This window comes from Photobacterium sp. TLY01 (genome assembly GCF_021432065.1).
In the GTDB taxonomy this organism is placed as follows: Bacteria; Pseudomonadota; Gammaproteobacteria; order Enterobacterales; family Vibrionaceae; genus Photobacterium; species Photobacterium halotolerans_A.
Map to the genome: position 1 here is coordinate 1,499,013 of NZ_CP090364.1, position 24,383 is coordinate 1,523,395.

18 protein-coding genes are annotated in these 24,383 nt (G+C 52.6%); 10 read left to right on the plus strand and 8 right to left on the minus strand.

Annotated elements, in window-relative coordinates:
* Together LN341_RS07345 and LN341_RS07350 are read left to right on the plus strand one after the other, a co-directional pair.
* Positions 1 to 1,029, plus strand: coding sequence for a 4Fe-4S dicluster domain-containing protein (locus tag LN341_RS07345; protein ID WP_234204590.1), 1,029 nt, complete (start codon positions 1 to 3; stop codon positions 1,027 to 1,029).
* Complete coding sequence (locus LN341_RS07350) at positions 1,022 to 1,870, plus strand: FAD-binding oxidoreductase (RefSeq protein WP_234204591.1); 849 nt, start codon at positions 1,022 to 1,024, stop codon at positions 1,868 to 1,870. The genes LN341_RS07345 and LN341_RS07350 overlap by 8 nt, the downstream gene beginning before the upstream one ends.
* A 23-nt stretch (positions 1,871 to 1,893) precedes the next feature.
* On the opposite strand, the gene ppsA is transcribed toward LN341_RS07350, so the two are convergent.
* The gene (gene ppsA, locus LN341_RS07355; protein ID WP_234204593.1) at positions 1,894 to 4,326 is read right to left on the minus strand and encodes a phosphoenolpyruvate synthase; all 2,433 of its coding nucleotides are present in this window, start codon (positions 4,324 to 4,326) and stop codon (positions 1,894 to 1,896) included.
* A gap of 264 nt (positions 4,327 to 4,590) precedes the next feature.
* Between ppsA and LN341_RS07360 the strand changes: the two genes are divergently transcribed.
* Positions 4,591 to 7,248, plus strand: a complete 2,658-nt coding sequence (locus LN341_RS07360; RefSeq protein WP_234204595.1) for a cation-transporting P-type ATPase — start codon at positions 4,591 to 4,593, stop codon at positions 7,246 to 7,248.
* 47 nt (positions 7,249 to 7,295) lie between these two features.
* Here the strand turns inward: LN341_RS07360 and LN341_RS07365 are convergent, their stop codons facing one another.
* From LN341_RS07365 to acsA, 5 genes are read right to left on the minus strand one after another with little or no spacing between them, the layout of a single operon-like run.
* On the minus strand, positions 7,296 to 7,541 hold the full coding sequence (locus LN341_RS07365; protein WP_234204596.1) for an acyl carrier protein: 246 nt from the start codon (positions 7,539 to 7,541) through the stop codon (positions 7,296 to 7,298).
* A complete protein-coding gene (locus tag LN341_RS07370) occupies positions 7,538 to 8,788 on the minus strand; it encodes a dihydrolipoamide acetyltransferase family protein (protein ID WP_234204598.1) in 1,251 nt (416 codons plus the stop codon). The genes LN341_RS07365 and LN341_RS07370 overlap by 4 nt, the downstream gene beginning before the upstream one ends.
* On the minus strand, positions 8,788 to 9,771 hold the full coding sequence (locus LN341_RS07375) for an alpha-ketoacid dehydrogenase subunit beta (protein WP_234204600.1): 984 nt from the start codon (positions 9,769 to 9,771) through the stop codon (positions 8,788 to 8,790). Before LN341_RS07375 ends, LN341_RS07370 begins: the two co-directional genes overlap by 1 nt.
* A 23-nt stretch (positions 9,772 to 9,794) precedes the next feature.
* On the minus strand, positions 9,795 to 10,784 hold the full coding sequence (gene pdhA, locus LN341_RS07380; protein WP_046220667.1) for a pyruvate dehydrogenase (acetyl-transferring) E1 component subunit alpha: 990 nt from the start codon (positions 10,782 to 10,784) through the stop codon (positions 9,795 to 9,797).
* The gene (gene acsA, locus LN341_RS07385; RefSeq protein ID WP_234204602.1) at positions 10,781 to 12,538 is read right to left on the minus strand and encodes an acetate--CoA ligase; all 1,758 of its coding nucleotides are present in this window, start codon (positions 12,536 to 12,538) and stop codon (positions 10,781 to 10,783) included. Before acsA ends, pdhA begins: the two co-directional genes overlap by 4 nt.
* 264 nt (positions 12,539 to 12,802) lie before the next feature.
* Between acsA and LN341_RS07390 the strand changes: the two genes are divergently transcribed.
* The 4 genes from LN341_RS07390 (at position 12,803) to LN341_RS07405 (ending at position 17,557) form a co-directional block, all read left to right on the plus strand.
* Positions 12,803 to 13,474, plus strand: a complete 672-nt coding sequence (locus LN341_RS07390; RefSeq protein WP_234204604.1) for an ABC transporter ATP-binding protein — start codon at positions 12,803 to 12,805, stop codon at positions 13,472 to 13,474.
* On the plus strand, positions 13,455 to 15,920 hold the full coding sequence (locus tag LN341_RS07395) for an FtsX-like permease family protein (RefSeq protein WP_234204606.1): 2,466 nt from the start codon (positions 13,455 to 13,457) through the stop codon (positions 15,918 to 15,920). The genes LN341_RS07390 and LN341_RS07395 overlap by 20 nt, the downstream gene beginning before the upstream one ends.
* Positions 15,869 to 17,032 carry a lipocalin-like domain-containing protein gene (locus LN341_RS07400; RefSeq protein WP_234204608.1) on the plus strand — a complete coding sequence of 388 codons (1,164 nt, stop codon included), beginning with the start codon at positions 15,869 to 15,871 and terminating at the stop codon, positions 17,030 to 17,032. The genes LN341_RS07395 and LN341_RS07400 overlap by 52 nt, the downstream gene beginning before the upstream one ends.
* Before the next feature lie 69 nt (positions 17,033 to 17,101).
* Positions 17,102 to 17,557, plus strand: a complete 456-nt coding sequence (locus LN341_RS07405) for a hypothetical protein (RefSeq protein ID WP_234204610.1) — start codon at positions 17,102 to 17,104, stop codon at positions 17,555 to 17,557.
* A gap of 75 nt (positions 17,558 to 17,632) precedes the next feature.
* Here the strand turns inward: LN341_RS07405 and LN341_RS07410 are convergent, their stop codons facing one another.
* Both LN341_RS07410 and cra read right to left on the minus strand, forming a co-directional pair.
* Positions 17,633 to 18,856: a hypothetical protein gene (locus LN341_RS07410; RefSeq protein WP_234204612.1), complete on the minus strand. Its 1,224-nt coding sequence runs from the start codon at positions 18,854 to 18,856 to the stop codon at positions 17,633 to 17,635.
* 154 nt (positions 18,857 to 19,010) lie between these two features.
* On the minus strand, positions 19,011 to 19,994 hold the full coding sequence (cra, locus tag LN341_RS07415) for a catabolite repressor/activator (protein ID WP_234204613.1): 984 nt from the start codon (positions 19,992 to 19,994) through the stop codon (positions 19,011 to 19,013).
* Positions 19,995 to 20,296: 302 nt separating this feature from the next.
* Between cra and fruB the strand changes: the two genes are divergently transcribed.
* From fruB to fruA, 3 genes are read left to right on the plus strand one after another with little or no spacing between them, the layout of a single operon-like run.
* Positions 20,297 to 21,427: a fused PTS fructose transporter subunit IIA/HPr protein gene (fruB, locus tag LN341_RS07420; RefSeq protein WP_234204616.1), complete on the plus strand. Its 1,131-nt coding sequence runs from the start codon at positions 20,297 to 20,299 to the stop codon at positions 21,425 to 21,427.
* Positions 21,428 to 22,390 carry a 1-phosphofructokinase gene (gene pfkB, locus LN341_RS07425; RefSeq protein WP_234204618.1) on the plus strand — a complete coding sequence of 321 codons (963 nt, stop codon included), beginning with the start codon at positions 21,428 to 21,430 and terminating at the stop codon, positions 22,388 to 22,390.
* 44 nt (positions 22,391 to 22,434) lie between these two features.
* Positions 22,435 to 24,168 carry a PTS fructose transporter subunit IIBC gene (fruA, locus tag LN341_RS07430; RefSeq protein ID WP_234204620.1) on the plus strand — a complete coding sequence of 578 codons (1,734 nt, stop codon included), beginning with the start codon at positions 22,435 to 22,437 and terminating at the stop codon, positions 24,166 to 24,168.
* Positions 24,169 to 24,383 lie beyond the last annotated feature (215 nt).

Below are 24,383 nucleotides of genomic sequence, written 5' to 3' on the forward strand. Positions count from 1 at the left end.
ATGCAGCAGTATGTGCTTCACTCGCTTCAGCAACTGCAAGCGCACTTATCCCAGAGCCGTCAGTTGTATCAGGTGGTCGATAACCATGGTGACGCGTACTGGCAGCATCAAGCGCAACCGCCTTTTCCGGTACTGAGTCAGCAGCGGCCACTGAGTTCAGCCAAAAGCTTTTTCTTTGCTGAACAGGAGACCTTGTATGTTTTCGATGGTCAGTTTTTCCGGGAAACCATCCCGAAACCAGAACCTTTTGTCTTGTTCGGGGTTCAGAGCTGCGATCTGATGGCCATTCATTATCAGGACATCTTTTTTGAACAGGATCCTTATTATCAGGCCCGGCGGCAACAAGCCTTGTTGGTTGGCGTGGATTGTGTTCACCCTTGCCAGAATGGATTTTGCAATCTGGTCGATGCCGGACCGGGGGTCAGAGATAACACGGCCGATCTGATTTTGCATCCGCTTGACGATGATCGCTGGTTATTGATTGTGGTGACGGAACCAGGCCGTGCCGCACTGCAAGGTCTGGCACTGACGCCTGCAACAGGTCATGCTCAAAATTTGCGCTCGGACAACCTGACCCAGTGCGAGCATGAGTTCGACGATCATTCTTATATTCTGGAAGGCATAGAAAAGCTGAACCGTGACCAGGCGCCGGATGCGTTCTGGCAGCAACTCGCGATTCAGTGTATTGCGTGTTCCGGTTGCACCACCTTGTGTCCGACCTGCTCTTGTTACGGCACACAAAATCAGGCTGTGTTGCAAGACGCCCCTGATAAGCCGCCGTCTCAGGCCCGGCAGGTGCGCTTCTGGGATTCGTGTTTGTACGAAGGGTTTCAGCGTGAGGCCAGTTTGCATCATCCCGCAGAGCAGGCCGGTGAGCGGGTGAAGCGCTTTTGGTACCACAAATTCAGTGATGATTTCTTGCCAGAATTTGGGCGGTATGGCTGTGTCGGCTGCGGGCGCTGTGAGCAGACTTGCCCGGGTGTCATCGGGGTGCATTCGGTCATGAAAAGGATAGAGAAAGATGCATAGTCTCACGCCAACTGCTGTTCGTCTGATCGATTTTTATGATGATGGTGAGCATGCCCGCCATTTTACCTTTCGTCTGTTAAACACGGCATCCCAGACCACAGAGGTGCAGGGTGACTGGATGAAGGCTAAGACAGGGCAGTTTTTCATGCTGTGTCTGCCTTCTGTGGGTGAAGCACCATTCACTTTTACACAGCTTCCTGATCAACATGGAAATTTTAGGGCGCTAGTCCGAAAAATAGGCCGTGTCACTTCAGCCTTGTTTGAGCTTGAAGCCGGGCAGATCCTGGGGGCCAAAGGGCCCTATGGTAAAGGCTGGCCGATGGATCAAGTGTGCAATAAAAGGGTGCTTGTTGTCGGCGGCGGCTGCGGCCTGGCACCTTTAGTCGGTGTGGTGAATCAGCTCATCGAACAAAAAACGTATACCCAATTGATGGTGGTATACGGGGCGCGAAACCGTCAGGCGAAGATGTTGAGGCCGGAACGCAGCGATTGGCAGCGCCACATCCCGGTTTTTAATATGATTGAGAACGGTGACACCGAGCCGGGCGAAAATGAATCCGGCGGTACGCCGGTCGATATTCTGCCCACTGTACTCGGTCAGTTTGATGAATCTCCGGACGTGGTGCTGCTGGCTGGCCCGCAAGCCATGATGTTTGCTGTGGCAAAGTATCTGGTTGCCAGCGGGGTGACTGAACAATCGATTTATCTGTCCATTGAACGCCGTATGCACTGTGGGGTCCGAACCTGCGGGCACTGTTACCTGAAGGACAAGTATGTGTGTTCTGATGGTCCCACGTTTCGCTGGGATGACCTGAAACGGTACATCCCAGCGGGTTCTTAAAGCGCGTACAAATCTGTTTTGGGTTATTCGTGACCGGCAGTATTGATTTGGTATTTGAGTTCTGCAATCGCGATTTGCCGGCACCCTTTGGCGAAGGAGTCGGGGTTCAGGGAGATCGAATCGATACCGCAATTGACCAGAAACTCGGCAAATTCTGGGTAATCTGACGGCGCCTGACCACAGATCCCAACCTTACAGCCATACTGATGCGCGACAGTGATCACCTGGGCGATCATTTCTTTGACTGCATCGTCCCTTGCATCAAATAATGGTTTCAGTTCGGCTGAATCACGATCGATTCCCAGAACTAACTGGGTGAGATCGTTACTGCCGATTGAGAAACCGTCAAAGCGTTGTGCGAACCGGTCTGCCAGAATCACGTTCGAGGGGATCTCGCACATCACATACACCTGCAGACCATTTTCACCACGTTTCAGCCCGGCTTCAGCCATGACATCCAACACTTTATCGGCTTCACCGGTTGTTCGGCAAAATGGGATCATGACAATGATGTTATCAAAGCCCATCTCCTGACGAGCGCTGACGATGGCCTGGCATTCCAGTTTAAACGCTTCACGGTACAGCGGATGGTAATAGCGTGAAGCCCCGCGCAGGCCCAGCATTGGGTTTTCTTCGTGGCGTTCGAAAAATTCACCGCCCAGCAGGCCCCGATATTCATTGGATTTAAAATCTGACATTCTGACAATGACGGGTTTCGGGTATTGTGAGGCTGCAATTTTTCCCACACCCATCGCCAGATGATGGATGAAGTAATCCGGCGGGTAAGCATAGCCTTGCGTCAACTGGCTGATCGTCTGACGAACGGCTGGGTCTGTCACTTTTTCGGGATGGAGCAGTGCCATCGGATGAACCCTGATCTGGCTTGAGATCATAAATTCAATCCGGGTTAGGCCGATGCCGGCCGCCGGTAACTGCCACCAGCGAAACACGCCTTCTGGCATGGCGGCGTTAATCATGACAGCTGTCCGGGTCTGCGGAATATCATCCAGATCTACGTGCTGGGTGTCGTAGCTTAAAGTGCCTTCGTACACTTGGCCGACCGTCCCGCCGGCACAACTCAAGGTGATCGCTTGTCCGTCAGTCAGGCTTCGGGTTGCATGCTCGGTACCGACAATGGCGGGCACTTTCAGTTCACGGCTCACGATAGCCGCATGGCTGGTCGGGCCGCCGGTATCTGTGATGATCCCTGCGGCTTTTCGCATCAATGGCACCCAGTCTGGATCGGTTTTCTCAGTCACCAGAATCGCACCTTGCGGAAATTGATCGGCCTGATGCGGGTCGTTGATCAGAAAAACCTGGCCGGTAGCAATCGCGCTACCGACGCTCGCACCTTCCAGTAACAGGGCCGATTTCTCTTTCAGCCTGTAGTTCACCAGCACGGATTGTTTTTTCTGTGATTGTACGGTTTCAGGCCGGGCCTGAACCAGATAAAGCCCCTGGCTGTCTTTCGCCCATTCCATATCCATCGCACACCCGTAATGGCGTTCAATGATCACCGCCCAGCGCGCCAGTTGTAAAATTTCATCATCCGACAGAACCAATGCACTGCGCTCTTGCTCGGTTGTCGGAAGCACGACCGTCTGGCCGGTGTCTGAGTTATCTTGTTGACTGATGGATGCATACATCATCTTCTGTTGTTTATTACCGGGTTGTTTTTCGATGATCGGGCGCTTGCCAGGTTTTTCCAGAAGCGGCTTATAAACCATGAAACGATCCGGTGTCACGCGACCTTGAACGAGCGTTTCACCCAGCCCCCACGTCCCATTGATAATCACGACATCGGGAAACCCATTTTCAGTATCTAAACTGAACATCACCCCAGCGGCTTCAGATTCCACCATTTGCTGAACGCCGACAGACAAGGCGACCTGCTGGTGAGCAAAGCCTTTTTCCTGACGATAGACAATTGCCCTGTCTGTATAGAGTGAGGCAAAGCATTGCAGGCAGGCATGTATTACCTGTTCGCCACCGCAAACATTGAGATAACTTTCCTGCTGACCGGCAAAGCTGGCGTCAGGCAAATCTTCAGCTGTGGCGGAGCTTCTGACCGCAACGCTGACATTGGCGGTTTTCAGTTGGTCACAAAGTTCCTGATAAGCACCGGTAATCGCTTCTTCTTGCTGCGTGGTGAAAGTGCCCTGGGTGATCAGTGCTCTGATTTTTGCACCCGTGTCTGCCAGAGTGGTGACGCCGGCTGTCAGATCGGCCAGCAATTGGGCAATGGGAGCATCTAGCTGATTCTGATTCAGAAAGTCGCGAAAGAGTTGGGCGCTGGTGGCAAAGCCCATCGGCACTTTTATGCCTGTTTCTTTCAATTGGCTGATCATTTCACCCAGACTGGCATTTTTACCGCCCACGAAAGGAATGTCTGTGGCGCGTAGTTGGTGGTACCAGTAAATGATCGGATTGGCAGTGTTGTGGTGATCGGAAGTCATACTGCTCTCCTTTTGGACACTCTGATGTTGCTGGCGAACTCAGAGCCTGGACTCATTTGATTTTAGGAGTTTCCACCCAAAAGGTGAGTCAAGTTATGCTGGAACAATCGATTTCTTGTTGTCAGCCTTGATTCCTCATCAGCGTCTGCCATTAATGGATAGAGATTGAGAGATCACCCATCAGCTATTGCCGGTTTTTCGGAAGACGGTCATCAGACAATGCAACGTTTAGCAGCAAGCCGTACAAAGAGGGAATGGCACGAAATGGCATCAGAAGATGTCATTGATGCCATGAATTCGCATAAAAACGGCCTTTCTTCACATGAAGCGGCAAAACGTTTGTCTGTCTATGGCCCCAACCGTTTGCCAGAGCTCCCCAAGACACATCCGCTGTATCGTTTTCTAAAGCAGTTCCACAATATTCTTATCTACGTGCTTCTTGGTTCTGCAACCATGACGGCGATGCTCGGGCATGTGGCTGATACCTTTGTGATCCTGGCTGTCGTTATTGTGAATGCGGCGATTGGTTTTATTCAGGAAGGGAAAGCAGAACAGGCGATGGATGCTATTCGTCATATGCTGGCACTCAAAGCATCAGTGCTGCGAGAAGGTGGGCGCCATACGGTCGAAGGCGAAAAGCTCGTGCCCGGAGACATCGTACTGCTTGAAGCCGGAGATAAGGTGCCCGCCGATCTCCGGCTTTTTCAGGTGAACAGCCTTCAGATTCAGGAAGCAATACTGACTGGCGAATCTGTTGCCGTGAAGAAAGACACACGCGCTGTTGCAATGAACTCTGCTCTCGGAGACAGAGTATGTATGGCATACAGCGGTACACTTGTGACCAGCGGACTGGGATGGGGGGTTGTGGTTGCTACCGGCGCTGACACGGAAATTGGCCGTATCAGCGGTATGCTTTCAACCATAGAAACATTAACCACACCATTGATCAGACAGATGAATGTGTTTGCGCGATGGTTAACCGCCCTGATTTTGTTAATTGCCGCCGTAGTTCTGGTCTACGGGTATTTTGTTGGCAATTTTTCTTTCTCAGAAATGCTGATGGCTGTTGTGGGGCTTTCAGTCGCTGCCATCCCAGAGGGACTGCCAGCGGTGCTGACCATCACGCTGGCTGTTGGCGTGCAGACCATGGCACGCCGTAATGTCATTGTCAGGCGTTTACCGGCCATTGAAACGCTGGGGGCGGTATCGGTCATTTGTACGGATAAGACGGGCACATTGACTTGTAACGAGATGATGGCTGCTTCTGTCGTGACTCAAGCCCATGCATTCTCAGTCGATGGGATGGGGTATGAGCCGAAAGGGGACATTCGCTTAAATGCCAGAACCGTCAGTAAGAATGAACACGCTATCCTGGATGAACTTGGCCGTGTCGCCGTCTTGTGTAATGACGCTTCATTACATCACCATGATGGTGTGTGGGTTGTTGTTGGCGACCCGATGGAAGGCGCTTTGCTCGCCCTGACCGGTAAAATCGGCATGGATATTCAGGAGGAACTCAGCGGCTGGATGCGGACCGATGTGATTCCATTTGATGCGAAACACCGTTTCATGGCCACACTCAATCACGATCACGAAAACCACGCATTTATTGCGGTAAAGGGGGCTCCGGAGCAAATTTTTTTGATGTGTTCACAGCAGCGCACAGGGGCTGGAAAAAGCGAAGCCTTTAACGCCAGTGACTGGCATCAGCAAGCTGAGGACATTGCGGCTCAAGGACAGCGCGTACTCGCCTTCGCTGTCAAATCAGTACCACCGGATCATACTGTTCTTGAGTTTACCGATGTTGAGCAGGATCTGACATTGATTGGCGTTGTTGGTCTGATCGACCCGCCGCGTCCTGAAGCCATTGACGCGATCGCGGAATGCCAAACGGCCGGTATCCGGGTAAAAATGATTACCGGTGATCACAAGGGCACAGCTGCCGCGATCGCGAAACAATTGCATTTGCAAAATCCAGACAAGGTGTTGACGGGGGTCGACCTGAATGCCATGGATGATGATGCGCTGGCAGCGGCTGTGATAGATACGGATATCTTTGCTCGCACCAGCCCGGAGGACAAACTGCGGCTTGTGATGGCTCTTCAATCTCATGGGATGACCATTGCGATGACGGGTGACGGCGTCAATGATGCCCCGGCACTCAAGCGTGCTGATGCAGGGATAGCCATGGGCCTTAAAGGCAGTGAAGCGGCGAAAGAAGCCGCCGATCTCGTGCTGGTTGATGACAATTTTGCGTCTATTGTCGCTGCGGTTCGTGAAGGGCGGACGGTTTATGACAATATCAAAAAGGTCATCAGTTGGACGATGCCAACCAGTGTTGGCGAAGCTTTAACGATAGTGGTTGCCTTGCTCTTTGGAATGACACTGCCGATCACGCCGATCCAGATTCTATGGGTGAATTTGATCACTGCGATCACCCTGGGAATTGCTCTGGCTTTCGAGCCGACGGAAGCTAATACCATGCACAGATCACCGCGTCCGCGTCATGAGCCCTTGCTGAACGGCGAGTTGGCATGGCGTATTGTTTTTGTCTCTGTTCTGTTGCTTGCTGGTGTATTTGGTATGTATACCTACGCGGTTGATCAGGCGTATTCGATAGAATTGGCGCGTACAATGGCACTCAATGCATTAGTTGTGATGGAAATATTCCACCTGTTCTTCATCAGAAATATTTATGGAACATCGTTGAAATGGGAACTGGTTGCAGGCACTCAGGTGGTCTGGCTGACCATTCTCTGTGTGACGCTAGCACAGTTTGCCATGACCTATCTGTCACCGCTGCAGATGCTTTTCGGCACAGTGGCGATTTCTTTCTGGGATGGGGTGATTATTGTTGTCGTCGGCTGCGTATTTTTTGCGATTCTCGAAATCGAAAAGCAACTCCGCCTGCACTTGCGCTAGGTGTGCACCGGACTCCGGTGTCATGAGAAAGCTCTGCCAGTCAGACACTAAGCCAAGCGATCATTCAGATAGTCAACCATACCTGTGAACGTTCTGATGCGCGGATAATCAGCTTCCGGAATGTTCACTCCGCAGTTTTTCTTCAGAGCAGCCAGCAGGTTGAGAAAATCCATTGAGTCGAGATCGCATGTGTCGCGCAGATCCTCGTTTGGATCAATGTCCGCTTCTGTGATTTCCGGCGCGATGCTCTGTATGGCTTCCAGGATCAGGGCGCTGATGTCGTCTTTGCTCATAATTGCTCCGGTTGTTGTAATTGCTGGGACAGCGCATAAAGAAATTTGGCTCCGATGATGCCGTCGCTGACCCTGTGGTCAGCACTGAGCGAAGCCGTCAGGGTATCGCAGATTTCAATCTGATTGTTTTTCACCTGAGGTGACTGACGTAAGCGACCAAAGCCGAGGATCGCGACCTGCGGCGGGTAGATCACGCCAAATACACTGTCACAGCCCCGATCGCCGATATTGGTCATCGTGATGGTGGCATCGGTCAGCTCAGAGCTGCGAAGCCGGCCGGTGCGGCTGCGAAGACTGATATCCCTGAGCGCCAGCATGGTGTCATCGAGTGAGAGCTGATCAGCGTGATGAATGGCAGGCACCATCAGCCCCCCTTCCCGCAGGCTGATCACCATACCAATATGAATGGCTTGAGCCTGCTCAAAGCTCCCATTTTGGTAGAACCCGTTCAGCGTCGGAAAGTGAGGCAGAAGCGTGGCGACGGCCTTGATGAGCAGGGCCGGTAACAGCAAGCGATCTTCGGGATCCCGTCCGGCATTCTGATCGCTCAGCCATTGCTGTGCCGCGCTGAGATCGACGTCATGGCTCAGATAGTAATGGGGAATTTCCCGTTTGGATTTTTCCATTGCAGCGCCAATCGCTGCTCGCATGGCGGCTTGATTACGGCGGTTGGCGTCAGCGTCTGTTGTCCTGGTTGCGGGTGATATTGCTGGTGTTTCTGCGTCACTGCCTTGCTGAGTTTGATGCGCCTTGTTCAGATCCCGCAATAAAATAGCACCCAACGGACCAGAACCTGTGATGCTCTGCAGATTCAGCTGTTGTTGTCGCGCCATCGCCCGGACAACAGGCGAAGCTAGGGGAGCGATCGCGTGAGCGCGTGCGGAGGCCGCTTTGATTCCATCGGGTGCAGGGGCGGGAGCTGCCTGAGGTTTATCCTGTCTCTGGGGCGATGGCTGTTTAGGTGCCGGTGTCTCGCTAATTGTGCCTGCGTCAGTTTCAGCGTCGAGATCGATGTTGGCCAGAATGGACCCGACGGGCAGTGTGGACATTGGTTGTACCAAAAGCCGGCTGATGGTGCCGGTATGGTAGCTTTCCATCTCAATCGCACCTTTATTGGTTTCAATCACGGCGATCGAGTCACCTTTATTGACATGATCGCCCTCTGCAACCAGCCATTCTGTGAGCATGCCGTCACGCATATCGGCACCCAGTGCAGGCATCACAATGTCGAAGGTTTGGCGAGTCATCAGCGACCTTCCATCACGGCTTTGGCCGTCGCGACAATTTGTTCAACCTGAGGCAGGGCTGCCTGCTCCAGATGTCGGGGATAGGGAATCGGCACTTCCGCACTACAGACCCGTTTGACCGGCGCATCCAGATGCCAGAATCCTGCTTCTATGATGATGGCACTGATTTCCCCGGCCAGACTGCCGGTTTGCCAGCCTTCATCAATAATGACGGCGCGATGAGTTTTGCTGACGCTCTCCAGCAATGTCGTTTTGTCCAGTGGGCGCAGGCAGCGCAGATCGACCACTTCCGCAGAGACTCCGTCTTGTTGCAGTTGTTCAGCGGCAGCCAGCGCTTTCGGGAGGTTGCCCCCATATGTCATTAGACTGATATCGGTTCCCAGGCGGCGAATCAGCGCCTTGTCCATTGGTGCATCAGGGTTTTCAGGCACTGTACCGGGTTCATTGAGCAGCATGACGTGCTCAAAAATCAGGACAGGATCCGGATCAGCCAGCGCTTGTCCCAGCATGTATCTGGCATCACTGTGAGTGGCCGGGCTCAGCACTTTGAGGCCGGGGATATGGGCATAAAAATTTTCCCAGCTGTGTGAGTGTTGGGCGGCCAGTTGCCTGCCAGCGCCGCAAGCCATGCGGATCACCAAAGGGACGTTGAACTGACCACCCGACATATGACGCAGGGTCGCAGCCGTATTGACAATTTGGTCCATCGCCAGCAGGCTGAAGTTCACCGTCATAATCTCGACAATCGGGCGCATTCCACCAAGCGCCGCGCCAATGCCGACACCGACAAAGCCTGATTCGCACAGTGGCGTGTCGATAATGCGTTCAGCACCAAACTGGGCCAGCAGTCCTTTACTGACGGCGTAGCAGCCACCATACCGCCCGACATCTTCACCCATCAGGAAGACCCGGGGATCCTGAATCAGTGCTTCTTCCAGGCCGGCGCGTAATGCTTCCCGGTAGCTCATTGTTTCTGAAACCATCTTGGCTATCCCCGCAAGTCGATTTAACTGTTGGTCTGCCGGGGGCTATAAACATCCCGGTACAAATCTTCAACCGGTTCCCATTCCCCGGCTTCAGCAAAACGGACGGCAGCCTGAATTTCTGCTTCAACCTCTTTTTCTAATTCGTCCAGCTCACTGTCCAGTAAATGACTGTTGTTTCGCATCCATTGGACCAGTTGTTTGACCGGACCTTTTGCTTCCCACAGGGCTATTTCTTCTTTTTCACGGTAGAGCTGACTGTCGAAGCTGGAGTGACCCCGAAAACGGTATGTTTTACATTCGAGCAGATAGGGCTTTTGATGTTTGTGAATGAACTCCGTCGCTTCCAGGGTGGCGGCCTCCACATCGACCACATTCATGCCATCCACCTGCGCGGCGGCAATCCCGTAGCTATCGGCTTTTCTGGCGATATTGGTTTCGGACTCAGACAGAGTCAGGGCAGTGCCCATGGCGTAGTTGTTGTTTTCGCAGATAAACAACACAGGCAACTGCCACAAAGCCGCCAGATTGAGGCTCTCATGAAATTCACCTTCAGCAACGGCACCTTCACCAAAAAAGCAGGCCGTCAGCGCCAGACGCTGCATTTTTTTGTTGGCTAACGCTAACCCTGTCGCCAGAGGGAGTCCGCCACCGACAATGGCATTGCCGCCATAAAAATGCGTGGCCCGGTCGAACAGATGCATTGACCCGCCGCGTCCGCGACTGCAGCCTGTGGTCCGGCCGTACATTTCAGCCAGGATACTGCCCATGCTTACCCCGCGGGCCAGTGCATGGCCGTGTTCCCTGTAGGTTGCAACGACCTGATCATCGGCACTCAGCACGCTCATGACACCAACGGCCACGGCTTCTTCACCGATATAGAGGTGCAGAAAGCCACGAATTTTCTCCAGTGCATAGAGCTCAGCACATTTCTCTTCAAAACGGCGGATCCTGAGCATTTGTTTGAGTTGATGGCGCAAGTGAGCACGGTCGATATGGAGCTTGCTGATCATTGTTCATCACTCTCCAGAGTTGAAATGTCACCTTCGGGTAGTCCGAGTTCACGGGCTTTCAGCAGCCGGCGCATGATTTTTCCGCTGCGGGTTTTCGGCAGGTTGCGGCGAAAAACAATGTCTTTAGGCGCCACGGCAGCCCCCAGGCGCTGGCGGGCAAAACCCAATAAGGTTTTTTGCAGTGCTTCATCGGGTGTAAAGCCGGGTTTGAGTGTCACAAAGGCTTTGACGATTTCACCCGCGACGGGATCCGGTTTACCGATAACACCGACTTCCGCCACGGCTTCATGTTCCATCAGAGCGCTTTCAACCTCAAATGGACCGATCAGATGTCCGGAGGACTTGATGAGATCATCTTTGCGTCCGACGAACCAGAAATAGCCGTCTTCATCCTGCATCGCCAGATCGCCGCTGAGGTACCAGCCGTGAGCAAAGCTGCGCTGGTATTTTTCTTCCTGATGCAGATAGCCGCGAAACATGGATGGCCAGCCGGGTTTGAGAGCAAGTTCGCCAACTTGCATCGGTGTGGTGATCACTTCGTCCGGCCCGCTCTCATTCTGGCTGAGGATCACCGCTTCAATACCGGGAAGAGGGCGGCCCATAGACCCGGGTTTGATGTCCTGACTGGCAAAGTTGGCAATCATGATGCCGCCGGTTTCTGTCTGCCACCAGTTGTCATGAAAAGGGACAGACAAGACAGTCTGGCCCCAAATGACGGCTTCAGGATTGAGCGGTTCACCGACACTGGCAATAAAACGCAGGGCAGAAAGGTCATACTGATTTCGAATATCGGGGCCAGCTTTCATCAGCATCCGGATAGCGGTTGGCGCGGTATACCAGACAGTCACCTGTTGTTGCTGGAGCAGGCGATACCAGCGCTCTGTGTCAAACTCGGCCTCGTCGATGATCATTGTTACACCTAAGCACAATGGGGCGATGATGCCGTAGGACGTGCCGGTGACCCAGCCCGGATCGGCCGTGCACCAGTAAATATCTGAGGGTTTCAAATCCAGCGCCCAGTAAGCCGATAACTGGTGGTACTCAACGGCCTGATGCACATGGATGACACCTTTCGGCTTGCCGGTCGTCCCGCTGGTAAAGTGCAGCAGCGCCATGTCTTCGGGTTGCGTGGCGACGCAAGGAAAGTCGGAATTGGCTTGCTGCATGAGCTCCGCCAGGCAGTAACAGCCGGGTTCGGATCCAGGGTCGCCGTCAATGACAATGACAGCTTTCAGATTTGGCAGGGTGTTTCGCCACGGTTTCACTTTTTTGCGATACAAGCTAAGGGTCGTCAGTAGTAACTGGGCTTCACCGATTTCCATACGGGAACGAATGGGTTCAGGACCGAAAGCAGAAAATAGCGGCGTAAAAACACAGCCAGCTTTTAAGGTGCCAAGCGCTGCAATGTAGAGTTCTGGCTGGCGTCCGAGCAGGCTGAAGATACGCGCACCTACCGGTAATCCTAAGGCTGAGACTATGCTGGCAAAGCGGCTGGTGAGCTGACACAGAGCGCGATAACTGTAATCAGTTACCTGATCATGTTTACTGATCCAGCGTATGGCGAGTTTATCAGCGACAGGACGGTTGAGGTGACGGTCCAGCGCTTCAAAGCACATATTCAGGCCACCATCAGGTAGCCCGGTCAGTTGTGGCCCGCTGGGGCAAGCACGATCAAATTCATCATAGCACTGCCGGTAATCTGGCAGATTGGCAAGCGCAGCCTTAGCTGATTTCTTAATTAGCGGATGCCCCATTTATGCTCCCCCTGAACCAGTACGGCAGAGTTGATGCTACTTCACACTGAACATCGGCGTTGCTGTATAAGGATAGTTTGTTTCGTCGTGAGGGGATGGTGACCCGTATGAGACAAGTCAGCACTTTTGAACATCCAATCGGATTATTCAGCCTTGTACTACACTTAGCTCCTGAATCCATTCTTTGAAAACAGCTTGATTTCAGGCTGATAAGCGGCGGTTTACTTTAAAATGGAGGTCTGCATTGTGTCCGCGGAGGGGGGAATGCTACGACTTGTTGATCTCTGCAAAGGGTATCAGGACGGCAATGAGTTTCATGCTGTACTCCAGGGCGCCGAACTGACACTGCAGCGGGGTGAGCAGGTTGCATTGATGGGGGAAAGCGGGTCAGGAAAAAGTACCTTGCTCAATCTGATTGCCGGGCTGGATAAGGCTGACCAAGGGGAAATCTGGCTGGCAGAGACCCCGATTCATGCCGTGACAGAGCGTGAGCGCACTGCGTTTCGCCGTCATCATATTGGTCTTATCTTTCAGCAGTTTAATCTGCTTCCTACCTTAACAACGCAAGACAATATTGCGTTCTGCCGTCAGTTGAAAGGCTTACCGGAAAAACCTGAATTGTGGCGAACGATTGTCTCTGCACTGGATTTAAAACCTTTGCTGAAACGATACCCTGAGGAAATGTCTGGGGGCCAGCAGCAACGGGCCGCCATTGCACGGGCCCTGTACATGGAACCCGACATCCTGCTGGCCGATGAACCGACAGGCAGCCTGGATGAGCGCAATGCCCGGGCCGTGATGGGATTGCTGACCGGGCTGTGTGAGCAGCTGAATTGCTCTTTACTGCTGGTGACTCACAGCAAGCAGGTTGCTTCTCATATGAACGGCAGCATCGTGCTCAAAGGGGGCGTACTGAATGCGCAGCCCCGTCTTTAATGCGTTGTGGGGGCATTACCGGCGCCACCCGCTGCAGGTAGTGCTTTTGCTACTGGGGCTAATGATGGGGGTTGCTCTGCTCGTCGGCGTGCTGGCTGTTAATCAGCAGGCCAGAGCGAGCTACAGGCAAGGCGAGCTGTTATTTGATAATCCGTTTCAGTATGCCATCCGGCATCATCAGGCAGGCATGACTGTGCCTCAGGGCTTTTATATTCAGCTAAGGCGACTGGGGTATCAGCAATGTGTTCCTCTCGACACGCACAGGATTCAGACGGCCGAAGCCGGTGAGCTGACGCTGGCTGGCATCGATCCGTTCGTGATGCTGCCGTTCACTCAGTCCAATGGCCAGGTGACAGGCGCACTGTCCCTGACACAAAAACCGTATCCGATATGGATAAACCGGGAACTGGCCGCGATAAAAGGACTGAGAGAGGGCCAGTTACTGACGCTGGATTCTGGCGAGTCAGTCGGACGCCTGGTGCTGGTGGGAAACAACCGGATTCAGGGTTCCCGCTTACTGGCGGACATGGGGCTGGTCAGGCAGTTATTTCCCCGCTCAGGATTTACTGCCGTCTTGTGCGGTGCATTGAGCGCTCAGCAACAACAGGACATCAACACCCTGCTGCCCGGCGGTTTGATCCTGACGGAAAACGACAGTGCGCAGCTGGAGCCGCTCACCCGGGCGTTTCACCTGAATTTGTTTGCTATGGGGATGCTGGCTTTTGTTGTCGGGTTGTTCATCTTCTATCAGGCGATGTCATTATCGTTCACCCAACGTCAGTTTCTGGTTGGCTTGCTCTGTCAGGCCGGGGTGACGGGCAGACAGCTGGCCAGCGCCTTGTGTATTGAAGTGGTCATCTGGCTGTTGATTGGTGTCGCAGGCGGTAACTTGCTGGGGCTGTTTCTGGCCCGTCAGCTATTGCCTTCTGTCGCCGTGACACTGAGTGATCTCTATCAGGCGAATATTGCGCTGACAACCGGATGGCACTGGCAATGGGGCGCGCTGAGTCTGGTTATCGCTGTTCTTGGCACCTTGCTGGCGTGCGGCTGGCCGCTGATGAGGCTGATCCGTATTCAGCCAATCAGGCTGACTGCGCATATGACTATGGTAAGAGGCAGCTGGCGGGAATTTATCTGGCAGGCCGGTATGTCCGGCGTATTTATGATTGCTGCTGTCATTGTCTACTTTGTCGATCACAGTCAGTTTGCCGGCTTTGTGCTGATTGGCTGTCTGCTAGCGGCGGCGGGTTTGATCATGCCATTTCTGTTGTGGGCGGCCTTTAAAGCCATTGCCAGATGGCTGAAGTCGCCCCGGTTGCGCTGGTTTTTCAGTGATGCAGCCGCCAGCCTGAGTTACCGGGGCGTAGCGGCGATGGCCTTTATGCTGGCTCTCGCAGCCACAATCGGTATGGATACCATGGTGGGTAGCTTTCGGCTGGCAACCCAGAGCTGGCTGGGCCAGAGGCTGGCTGCCGATGTCTATGTGCAGCCTGCCACGGCTCAGGCCGCAGGCATAGCAAACTGGGCCGCGGAACAGCCTGAAGTGACAGCAGTATGGTGGCGGTGGCGGCAGGAAGTCCCCGCTGAGCTGAAAGAGCACACCTTGCAGGTGCTCAGTATTGGCCGCTCAGAAGGTGAAAAACAATCGCTGCCCATGAAACAGTACATAGACGGCTACTGGTCGGCACTACAAACCAACGGCACAGAGAAAGTCTTCCTGGCCAGTGAATCTCTGGCGCTGAAAAGGGGATGGCAGCCTGGTCAGCGTGTTGATTTACCGTTAAGGCTGGGTGAGAACTGGCTGATGGCCGGGATTTATTATGATTACGGCAACCCGTACAGCCAGATCTTTGTGTCTGATGAGCAATGGCACCGCCTGTTTCAGCGGGATGGTAAAGTCAGTCTTGCCATCCACTTGAACGTGGATGAGCACACATCGGTTTTTCAGGAGAGTCTGGAGAAAAAATTTGCCCTGAAGCCCAATCAGGTTCGCGATAACGCACAGATTATGACCCAGGCGCTGGCGGTGTTTGACCGTACCTTCGTCGTCACAGCGACCCTGGGTAAACTCACGTTGCTGGTGTCTATCGGTGGCTTGTTCATAGCGACAATCGCGGGTGAGCTGTCGCGGCAGAGACAGTTTGCGCTATTACGCTGTATGGGCATGACAGGGAAAGAACTGGCCTTACTCGGCGGCGGGCAGCTCGCAGCGATTGGCGTGCTGACGGCAATGATTGCACTCCCCCTTGGCTTACTGCTGGCACAGTTGCTGATCGATGTGGTGCTCAAGTATTCCTTTGGCTGGACCATGCCCGTGCAGTTTTTTCCGCTTCAGTATCTGCTGACACTCGGGACGGCGCTGACCGCATTGCTGCTGGCCGGCGCCTGGCCGGTATGGCGTCTGGTCAAGCGCTCAGCCATGCTGTCGCTCAGGGAGGCATTCTGATGGAGGTCGGTGCACTGTTTCAACGGCTTATCTTTATGCTGTACCTGTTGTCAGGGATAACAGGGTGTGAACCGACCGGGCCGGAAAACCGGACTGCGGACATTCTGTCGCAGCAGAGCCAGACAGGTTTTGAACAGGTCTTGCCCGGTCAGCCTCTGGTGTTTCCAAGGGATCATCTGAGTCATCCGGGGTTTCGCACCGAATGGTGGTATCTGACAGCCAATCTGGAAACCGAGCAGGGCCAGTGGATTGCGGTGCAATGGACTTTGTTTCGTATTGCCACTCAGCCTTTTGCAGGCTCTTACAACGCCACAGGTTGGCAAGATACGCAGCGGTTTATGGCGCATGCTGTGGTAACCACGTCAGAAAAACGCTGGCAGGCAGAGCGCTTTGCCCGCGGGGGGATAGGTCAGGCTGGCGTGGAAGACAAACCATACCGACTCTGGCTGGATAACTGGCGTTGGCAGGGGCTGGACTCATCACCGTTTCCCGGCACCCTGACATTTGCAGATGTCAGTGCAGGTGCCAGCATGGCCGCAACGCTCAATATCCGCAGTTACGGCAATCTGGTCAGACAGGGTGAGGCGGGTTACAGCCAGAAAGATCCCACGGATCCGCGGCTGGCATCTTACTACTACAGCATGCCATTTTTGTTGCTGGACGGGGTTGTGACACTGGACGGTGAGACAATGGCGGTGAAGGGGGAGGGCTGGTTTGACCGCGAATGGAGCAGTCAGGCGATGTCTGAGCATCAAACCGGCTGGGACTGGTTTTCTCTGCATCTGGACGACGGCCGCGCACTCATGCTCTATCAGCTCCGCAGTACTCAGCATGATCCTTTTGTCTTTGGTAGCCTGAGCTGGCCCGATGGCCGCTCAATCGCCTTGTCTTCAGATCAGGCGTCGCTCACCCCGATAGCAACAACCACGCTTTCCGGCCGGGCATTCCCGATCCGCTGGCATTTGCAAGTACCAGCACAGCAGATCGATCTTGATGTGCAGGCGCAAAGGGAAGACCAATTACTGCCGTTTCTTTTCCAGTATTGGGAAGGCCCGGTGACCGCGTCCGGCAGTCATCACGGACAAGGTTTCATGGAGCTGACCGGGTATTGATAAGATAACGCCTTAAACAGCCATCTACACAACCATGATGATACTTGGCATCGTAATCATGAGCTGTTCATGAATCACGTCGAATTTTCAGACATTCACTATCGTACGCACCAAGGTTCTTGCGATTCTGCCCGAACTGGGCCAATGAAGCTTTGCCCGCAAGATGAGCCTATGTTGGAGCATTATCGCAATGACTGGGAAAGCATGGCTGATATGTTTCCCCTTAGCCGGTTACCTTACACATTTGATGATTTTAATCAAAATGGCATTCCTTCTAGACGAATGGAGGAAACGGTAGAGTTGATACAGGAAATTTATCAAAATCCAGACATGGCTAAATACCATTTCTATCAAGACCCTTCTGAAATCGAAGCAAGCATAAAATTAAAAGAGATATCTAGTGAAAATAAGTTACATGTTCAGATTCGTGATGCTCAGATGAAACTAAAAATTAAAAACAGAAAGGCGAACAAGGCGGGTCGTAAGCAGCGTAAAAAAATCGAACTTAACAACACGAATGGATAAGATTCTGCAAAGGATTTTATCCATTGCCGAAATTAGATGATGGTAGTTGTCAAGGTACATAACAGTATGAATTTGTTATCCTCGAATGTCTTTATATGTTTTAAATTTAGGCAAACCTTTAAGATGCTGGTTTTCAGGGCTAATAAAATCTGGTTTTTTTAAATCGGGCCTGATTTTTTGAATGTTTCCCCAGTGATAGTTTAGTTCTGCATATTGGGCTACATATGCAGAATCAATTTTTTTTATATAGTGCTCTAGAGCTGATAAATCACGATCTGAAATCAGCTCACTTCTTGCTGATTTGAGGAATTGAATATCCTCGTGGAGGCTTTTTACTTCATTCTCCAAAATTTGAATTCGAGCTTTAGTTCTGAGTCTATCTTTGTACTGTTGTATTTGATGATCGACCTCCGCAGATGCCATTTCGAATTTTCGATTGAGCTCTTCAGTTTGTTGAGTGTAGTGTTGAACTTCTTTACGATAATTCTTAACGTGCTCTTGGGATTCAATTTTTTGGTTTAATTCATGGCGGTATCGGTTGGCGCGCTCCATTTGTGAAGCTTTGTACGCTTCCCAATTCATAATTGACTTTTGGATGTGTGCCAATTCTTGCTTCAACTCTTTATAACGAAGGCGCTCGTCATAAATTTCTTGTCTGATTTCTCTAAGCTGGTCGGCCTGTTGTTCGACGATTTGCTTGTTGCGTTCGGCTATGTTCTGCCAGACCGGGGAGAGAGGGTTGATCGAGAGTGGTTTGATTGTAGCTGCAGCAATGGCTTTTCGAACAAAGTTAAGATCGAGAATTTCGATGTCGTCCAACAAATCGGGTGGCAGGATAATCTCGATCGCATTCATTCTTTGTTTACGATAATGCAGTATTTTAGTCTCTTCGCAGGCGTGGTGTACCGCTATCTCTATGATGAATTCATCCCCATCTGCCGTTGTTCCAAGGATGTCAGGCTTTACGTTACCCAGTTGGGGTTCTTGTTCGATGGTGGTGAAGGAAACCCTGAGAGAGTGGGCTACGCCATCAATTGTACAATGGGTAAATGAGATGCCTTTGTCTGCGGCTAAGACCTCTTTAGCCAGGATATGTAATTCGGTTTCTCCGGACCAATTACATTGCCCATCCACCTCATGGGCGAAACTATGTTTTCTGATGGCGCCATGTCTGGCTATCAATCGAGAACCACATACGATGCAAGTACATCCACAAGCCAAGCCTCTCCCCACCATGTCGATGGAAACAATCGCCCCTGAGGCACTCACTGCGCGTGTCATTAACATTGATTGATGCATCTGTTTGCCTTTAGCAATCCGGGTAGCTCTGTGTCAGCGTAGTCAAAGATCCATATATTGACCGGTCCGGCACGAACCTTACCCGCAGGTTCGCGCCTGGTACAGCGACGATGCTTATATTTCGGTACGTCAGGTTGAATATACTTACTTTCCCTCAGCGAATTTTAAGCTGGCGTGGAATCACTTCGACGCCGGCACGGTATCGGCCTGCGGTGGCATTGAGCGCCAGTTCCAGTGCGCTGTCAGCAATATCTTCAAACTGCTGTGGCAGAGAATGAATGCGCATGGGCAGAAAATCCAGCAATCTGTGATCACCAAAGGTCGCCAGTTGGGTGGTGGTCATCAGCTCGGGGTGGGACAGAAAACAGTCCAGCATGCCTTCAAACAAGCTGTAGGAAGTCATGAGAATACTGTCTGGCACCTGATCGCTGTCAATCCAGGTCTGCAGTAAACGCTGGCCTTCTTCGGGACTGAAGTGAGTGCCATACAGCGTTTTGACTGCTATGTCTGGTCGGTGATCACGGATGGCGGCATGGAATCCCATTTCCCGTTGTTGCGAGATACCCAGATCGGGTACGGCGCCAATCAGGCCAATCGACGTGGTGTCGTCTTGAATGAGCTGCTCGGTCAGCGCATAAGCTCCATCGTGATCTTCACTGATCACACAGGCAAAAAACTCATCATCCAGGCCACGGTCAATCGCGATGACCGGGACACCGGCTTGCTGGATCTGGCGGTAAAAATCATTATCAGCAGGTAAGCTGCTCGCCACAATCAGGGCATCGATACGCCGTCCGACCAGCGTCTGCGCCACTTTCATTTCGGTCTCTGGCTCATCGTCAGAACAGCTGATAATCACCTGATAGCCGGCTTTGCGGGCATCACGCTCAAGCAGCTTGGCTAATTTTGCGTAACTGGAGTTTTCCAGATCCGGGATGATCAGGCCAAGTGAACGTGAGCTGCCTGCCCGCAGCGCGCTGGCAGCATGGTCGGGTTTGAAATTGTGTTCATCAACCACGGCCATGACTTTTTGCTGGGTCTTTTCACTGATCCGGTACTGGCTGGCTTTGCCGTTAATTACATAGCTGGCCGTTGTACGGGAAACGCCTGCCAGTCTGGCTATCTCATCTAACTTCATCGTGTCTCATTCACTCGAAAATCAGGCAAAGTGTGTGGTGGATCATAGATTCAAAACGGATCCAATGTCCATTGTTTGCATTTCTTGCTGAATCGATCCAGCATCATAGCTGAAAGGTTTCAGCACTGTCTTCTCAGATATTCTATACTCTCTGGTACAACGCTGAAACTTTTTATTTACCTCGATGCTGAATCGTTTCAGCTTTGATTTTAGATATAGTTAAAGCTGAATCGAATATCAGACAAAACACTCAGGATACCCGGCCTCCAGAGCCGGTGAGAATAAACAGGGGAGTGAAACAGATGTTGTCACTGACGCAACAAGACATTGTGCTGAATCAATCAGCCAGAGATAAAACCGCTGCAATTTCGGCCCTTGCCGGTGAACTGACCCAGCAAGGCTTGGTGTCTGAAGGTTATGTTAAAGGCATGCTGGCCCGGGAGGCGCAAAACTCGACCTTCCTCGGCAGCGGTATTGCGATTCCTCACGGTACAACCGATACCCGGGATCTTGTTCAGCAAACCGGGGTGAAAATTCACCATTATCCGCAAGGTGTCGACTGGGGTGACGGTAATACTGTGTATCTGGCGATTGGTATTGCTGCGAAATCGGATGAACACCTCGGGATACTGAAGCAACTGACTAAAGTGCTGTCGGCAGACGGTGTGGAAGAGCAGATCCGGCAATGCAACACTGCCGAGGCTGTAATCTCACTGCTCAATGGCGACACTCAGCTGGAAGCGGATTTTGATGAGTCACTGATTTCTTTGCATTTCCCTGCAACGGATTTACTGCAGCTGACCGCGGTCGCAGCGGGTCTGATTAAAAATAAGCAGGCAGCCGATAACGCATTTGTTGCTGATGTGATCACCGAGGGCGCGTCGTATCTGGGGCAGGGACTGTGGCTGGCAAGAAGCAGCAAAGGAGTAAGCCGTACTGCTTTGTCTTTTGTGACACCGTCACAAGAAATTCTTCATCAAGAACAACCGGTGAAAGGCTTGCTGATGCTGGCAGCCTGTAACGCGGCCTGTCAAAAACCGCTGAACCTGCTGGCGCAAAAGATTTATCAGAACCAGCTGCACACCCTGTTTGAAGCCGACGCGACCCAATTACCGGCAGTGTTTACAGACGCTCAGCCGGCGGCGAGTGATGCAGCAAACACCGCCGTGTTCCGGATTCGCAATGCACATGGCCTGCATGCCCGTCCCGGTGCCATGCTGGTGAGTGTGGCGAAGAAATTCGAATCGGCGATTCAAGTGAAAAATCTGCAGGGCGACGGCAAATCAGTCAATGCCAAGAGCCTGATGAAAGTGATTGCGCTGGGTGTCAAGCATGGCCATGAACTGGAATTTATGGCAGACGGTTCGGATGCCCCTGAAGCCCTGTCGGCCATCGGAGATGCGATTGCTGGCGGACTGGGCGAGGGTAAATAGATGAATACTCAGGCAACCCGAAATGACACACAGCCTAAAGTGGTGGCGGTGAATCTCAATCCTGCGCTGGACCTGACCGGCAGTTTATCCGTGCTGGAGGCCGGTACGGTCAATCTGGTCGAGCGCGGGTCTCTGCACCCGGCAGGAAAAGGGGTGAATGTCGCCCGTGTACTGGCCGAACTGGGCGCCGCTGTCACAGTGACCGGTTTACTGGGAACCGAAAATCAGGATCCGTTTTGTGAACTCTTCAGCCAGTACGGTATTGAAGATGCCTTTGTTCGTGTACAGGGCGCAAGCCGGATTAATTTCAAACTGGTCGAAGCCAGTGGTCGTGTCAGCGACATCAACTTTCCTGGTGTGACAGTCAGCCAGAATGATGTGGCCGCCATGGAGAGCAAACTGTTCGAGCTGGCCGAGCAGCATGAGGTGTTTGTGATTGCTGGCAGCCTGCCGGCGGGACTGAGTCCGCAAGTCTGTGCGCAATGGATTAAAAGACTAAAAGCACAGGGTAAAAAGGTGCTGTTTGACAGCAGTAATCAGGCATTAAAAGCTGGCCTGACTGCTTCGCCCTGGCTGGTGAAGCCCAATGACGAAGAGTTGTCTGCCTGGTGCGGCAAGCCGTTGGAAACACCGGCAGAGCTGAAAAACGTCGCAGAAGCGCTCTATCGCCAGGATATCGCAAATGTTGTGGTATCGCTGGGCGCGAAAGGCGTGATGTGGCTGGATGAGTCTGGCTGGCTGCACTCACAGCCGCCAGTTATGGAGGTTGTCAGCACCGTCGGCGCCGGGGATACCCTTGTGGCTGGCTTATGCTGGGGTTACCTCAATCAATGGAATAAACAAGAAACACTGGCGTTTGCGACGGCGTTGTCGGCACTGGCAGTGACCCAGGTCGGGGTCGGTGTACCCGATGACGCACTGCTAAATCAAACGTTGGAAAGTGTTCAGATCAGTAACGAGTAGCCTGTTGGCCAAAACGTGAATTGTTGAATGACAAAGGTGACGACATGAAGATAGCAATACTGACCGCTTGCCCAAGCGGAATCGCAAACACGGTCATCGCGGCCGGTTTAATGGAACAGGCGGTGAAGGCACTGAACTGGCAGGCGGAGATTGAAGCCCAGTCCAGTATTATCCCGGTGACACCACTATCACAGACCGCCATTGAACAGGCAGATGCTGTGGTCGTGATTGCTGATACCCCGGTGGATCTGACCCGTTTTGTCGGTAAAAAAGTATATCAAGGCGGCATGGCTGAGTGTCTGGCTGATCCTAATGCCTTCCTGCAATCGGCAGTCTCGCAGGCCACTGTGCTGGCAAAGGCAGAGCCTATCGTTGCGGAGACCGCATCAGCTTCTGCGGCACAACACATTGTTGCCATTACGGCATGCCCGACAGGGGTCGCACACACTTTTATGGCCGCAGAAGCACTGGAAGAAGAAGCGAAGCGCCAGGGTTACAGCATCAAAGTCGAAACCCGTGGCTCGGTAGGAGCCAAAAACCAGCTGACGGCTGAAGATATTTCAGCGGCTGATTTGGTGATCATTGCTGCCGATATCGAAGTGGATCTGTCCCGTTTTGAAGGAAAACGACTGTATAAAACCAGTACAGGCGCTGCCTTGAAGAAAACCCGGCAGGAAATCGATCATGCTTTTGCTTCTGCTTCAGTGTTTCATGGCAAAGCATCCGGCGCGGCCACAGTGTCAGCCAAAGAAGAGAAAACCGGCCCATACAAGCATCTGATGACGGGTGTCTCGCACATGTTGCCATTGGTCGTCGCCGGTGGTCTGGCGATTGCGCTGTCGTTTGTGTTTGGTATCGAAGCGTTCAAAGAAGAGGGCACCTTAGCTGCGGCATTAATGCAGATTGGTGGCGGCTCGGCCTTTGCGCTGATGGTGCCTGTACTGGCGGGTTACATTGCTTACTCTATCGCGGATCGTCCGGGTCTGGCGCCGGGCTTAATTGGCGGCATGCTGGCCAGTTCAACCGGGGCTGGATTTCTGGGAGGGATCGTTGCTGGTTTTCTGGCCGGTTACAGTGCCAAGCTGATTGCCGAAAATGTGCGTTTACCGTCTTCGATGGAAGCGCTGAAACCCATTCTGATCATTCCGCTGCTCGCCAGCCTGATCACCGGACTGGTGATGATCTACATTGTTGGCGGTCCTGTGTCTGCGGCGATGAATGGCCTGACCGAATTTTTGAACAACATGGGTTCGACCAACGCTGTGCTGCTGGGCATTCTGTTGGGCTGTATGATGTGTTTTGACTTAGGTGGTCCGGTCAACAAAGCGGCCTATACCTTTGGTGTTGGTCTTCTGGCATCACAAACCTATGGTCCGATGGCGGCGGTGATGGCAGCTGGTATGGTACCGGCACTGGGTATGGGGCTGGCGACTTTCCTGGCTAAACGTAAGTTTTCACTACCAGAGCAGGAAGCAGGCAAAGCTTCTTTCGTACTGGGACTGTGCTTTATCTCAGAAGGGGCGATTCCATTTGCCGCTCGCGATCCTATGCGTGTGATTCCTAGCTGCATGGCTGGCGGCGCGTTAACCGGCGCATTGTCTATGTTGATTGGGGCAAAACTGATGGCACCACATGGTGGCCTGTTTGTGTTGTTTATTCCTAACGCGATTACACCTGTGCTGATGTATCTGGTGGCAATTGCGGCAGGAACGATTCTGACGGGTGCCACCTATGCGTTTCTGAAACGTGCCGAACAGGCGGAGCTGGTGACGGCATAAAGAAAAGAGCCCCAGACATATAACATGTCTGGGGCGTTGCCACCGCTGCCTACTGAATCTTTGGGTGCTTATCCCCGTTATACACTCTGCTTTCCCCAAAAAGCGCATTGTACAGAGTGAATGAGAACATTGACCGCGTTGTTTTATGTAGGCTCTCCTTGCGAGTAAAGACTGCCATTCTGGCGAATGCGCATGTTTCCCAATTATTATTGTTT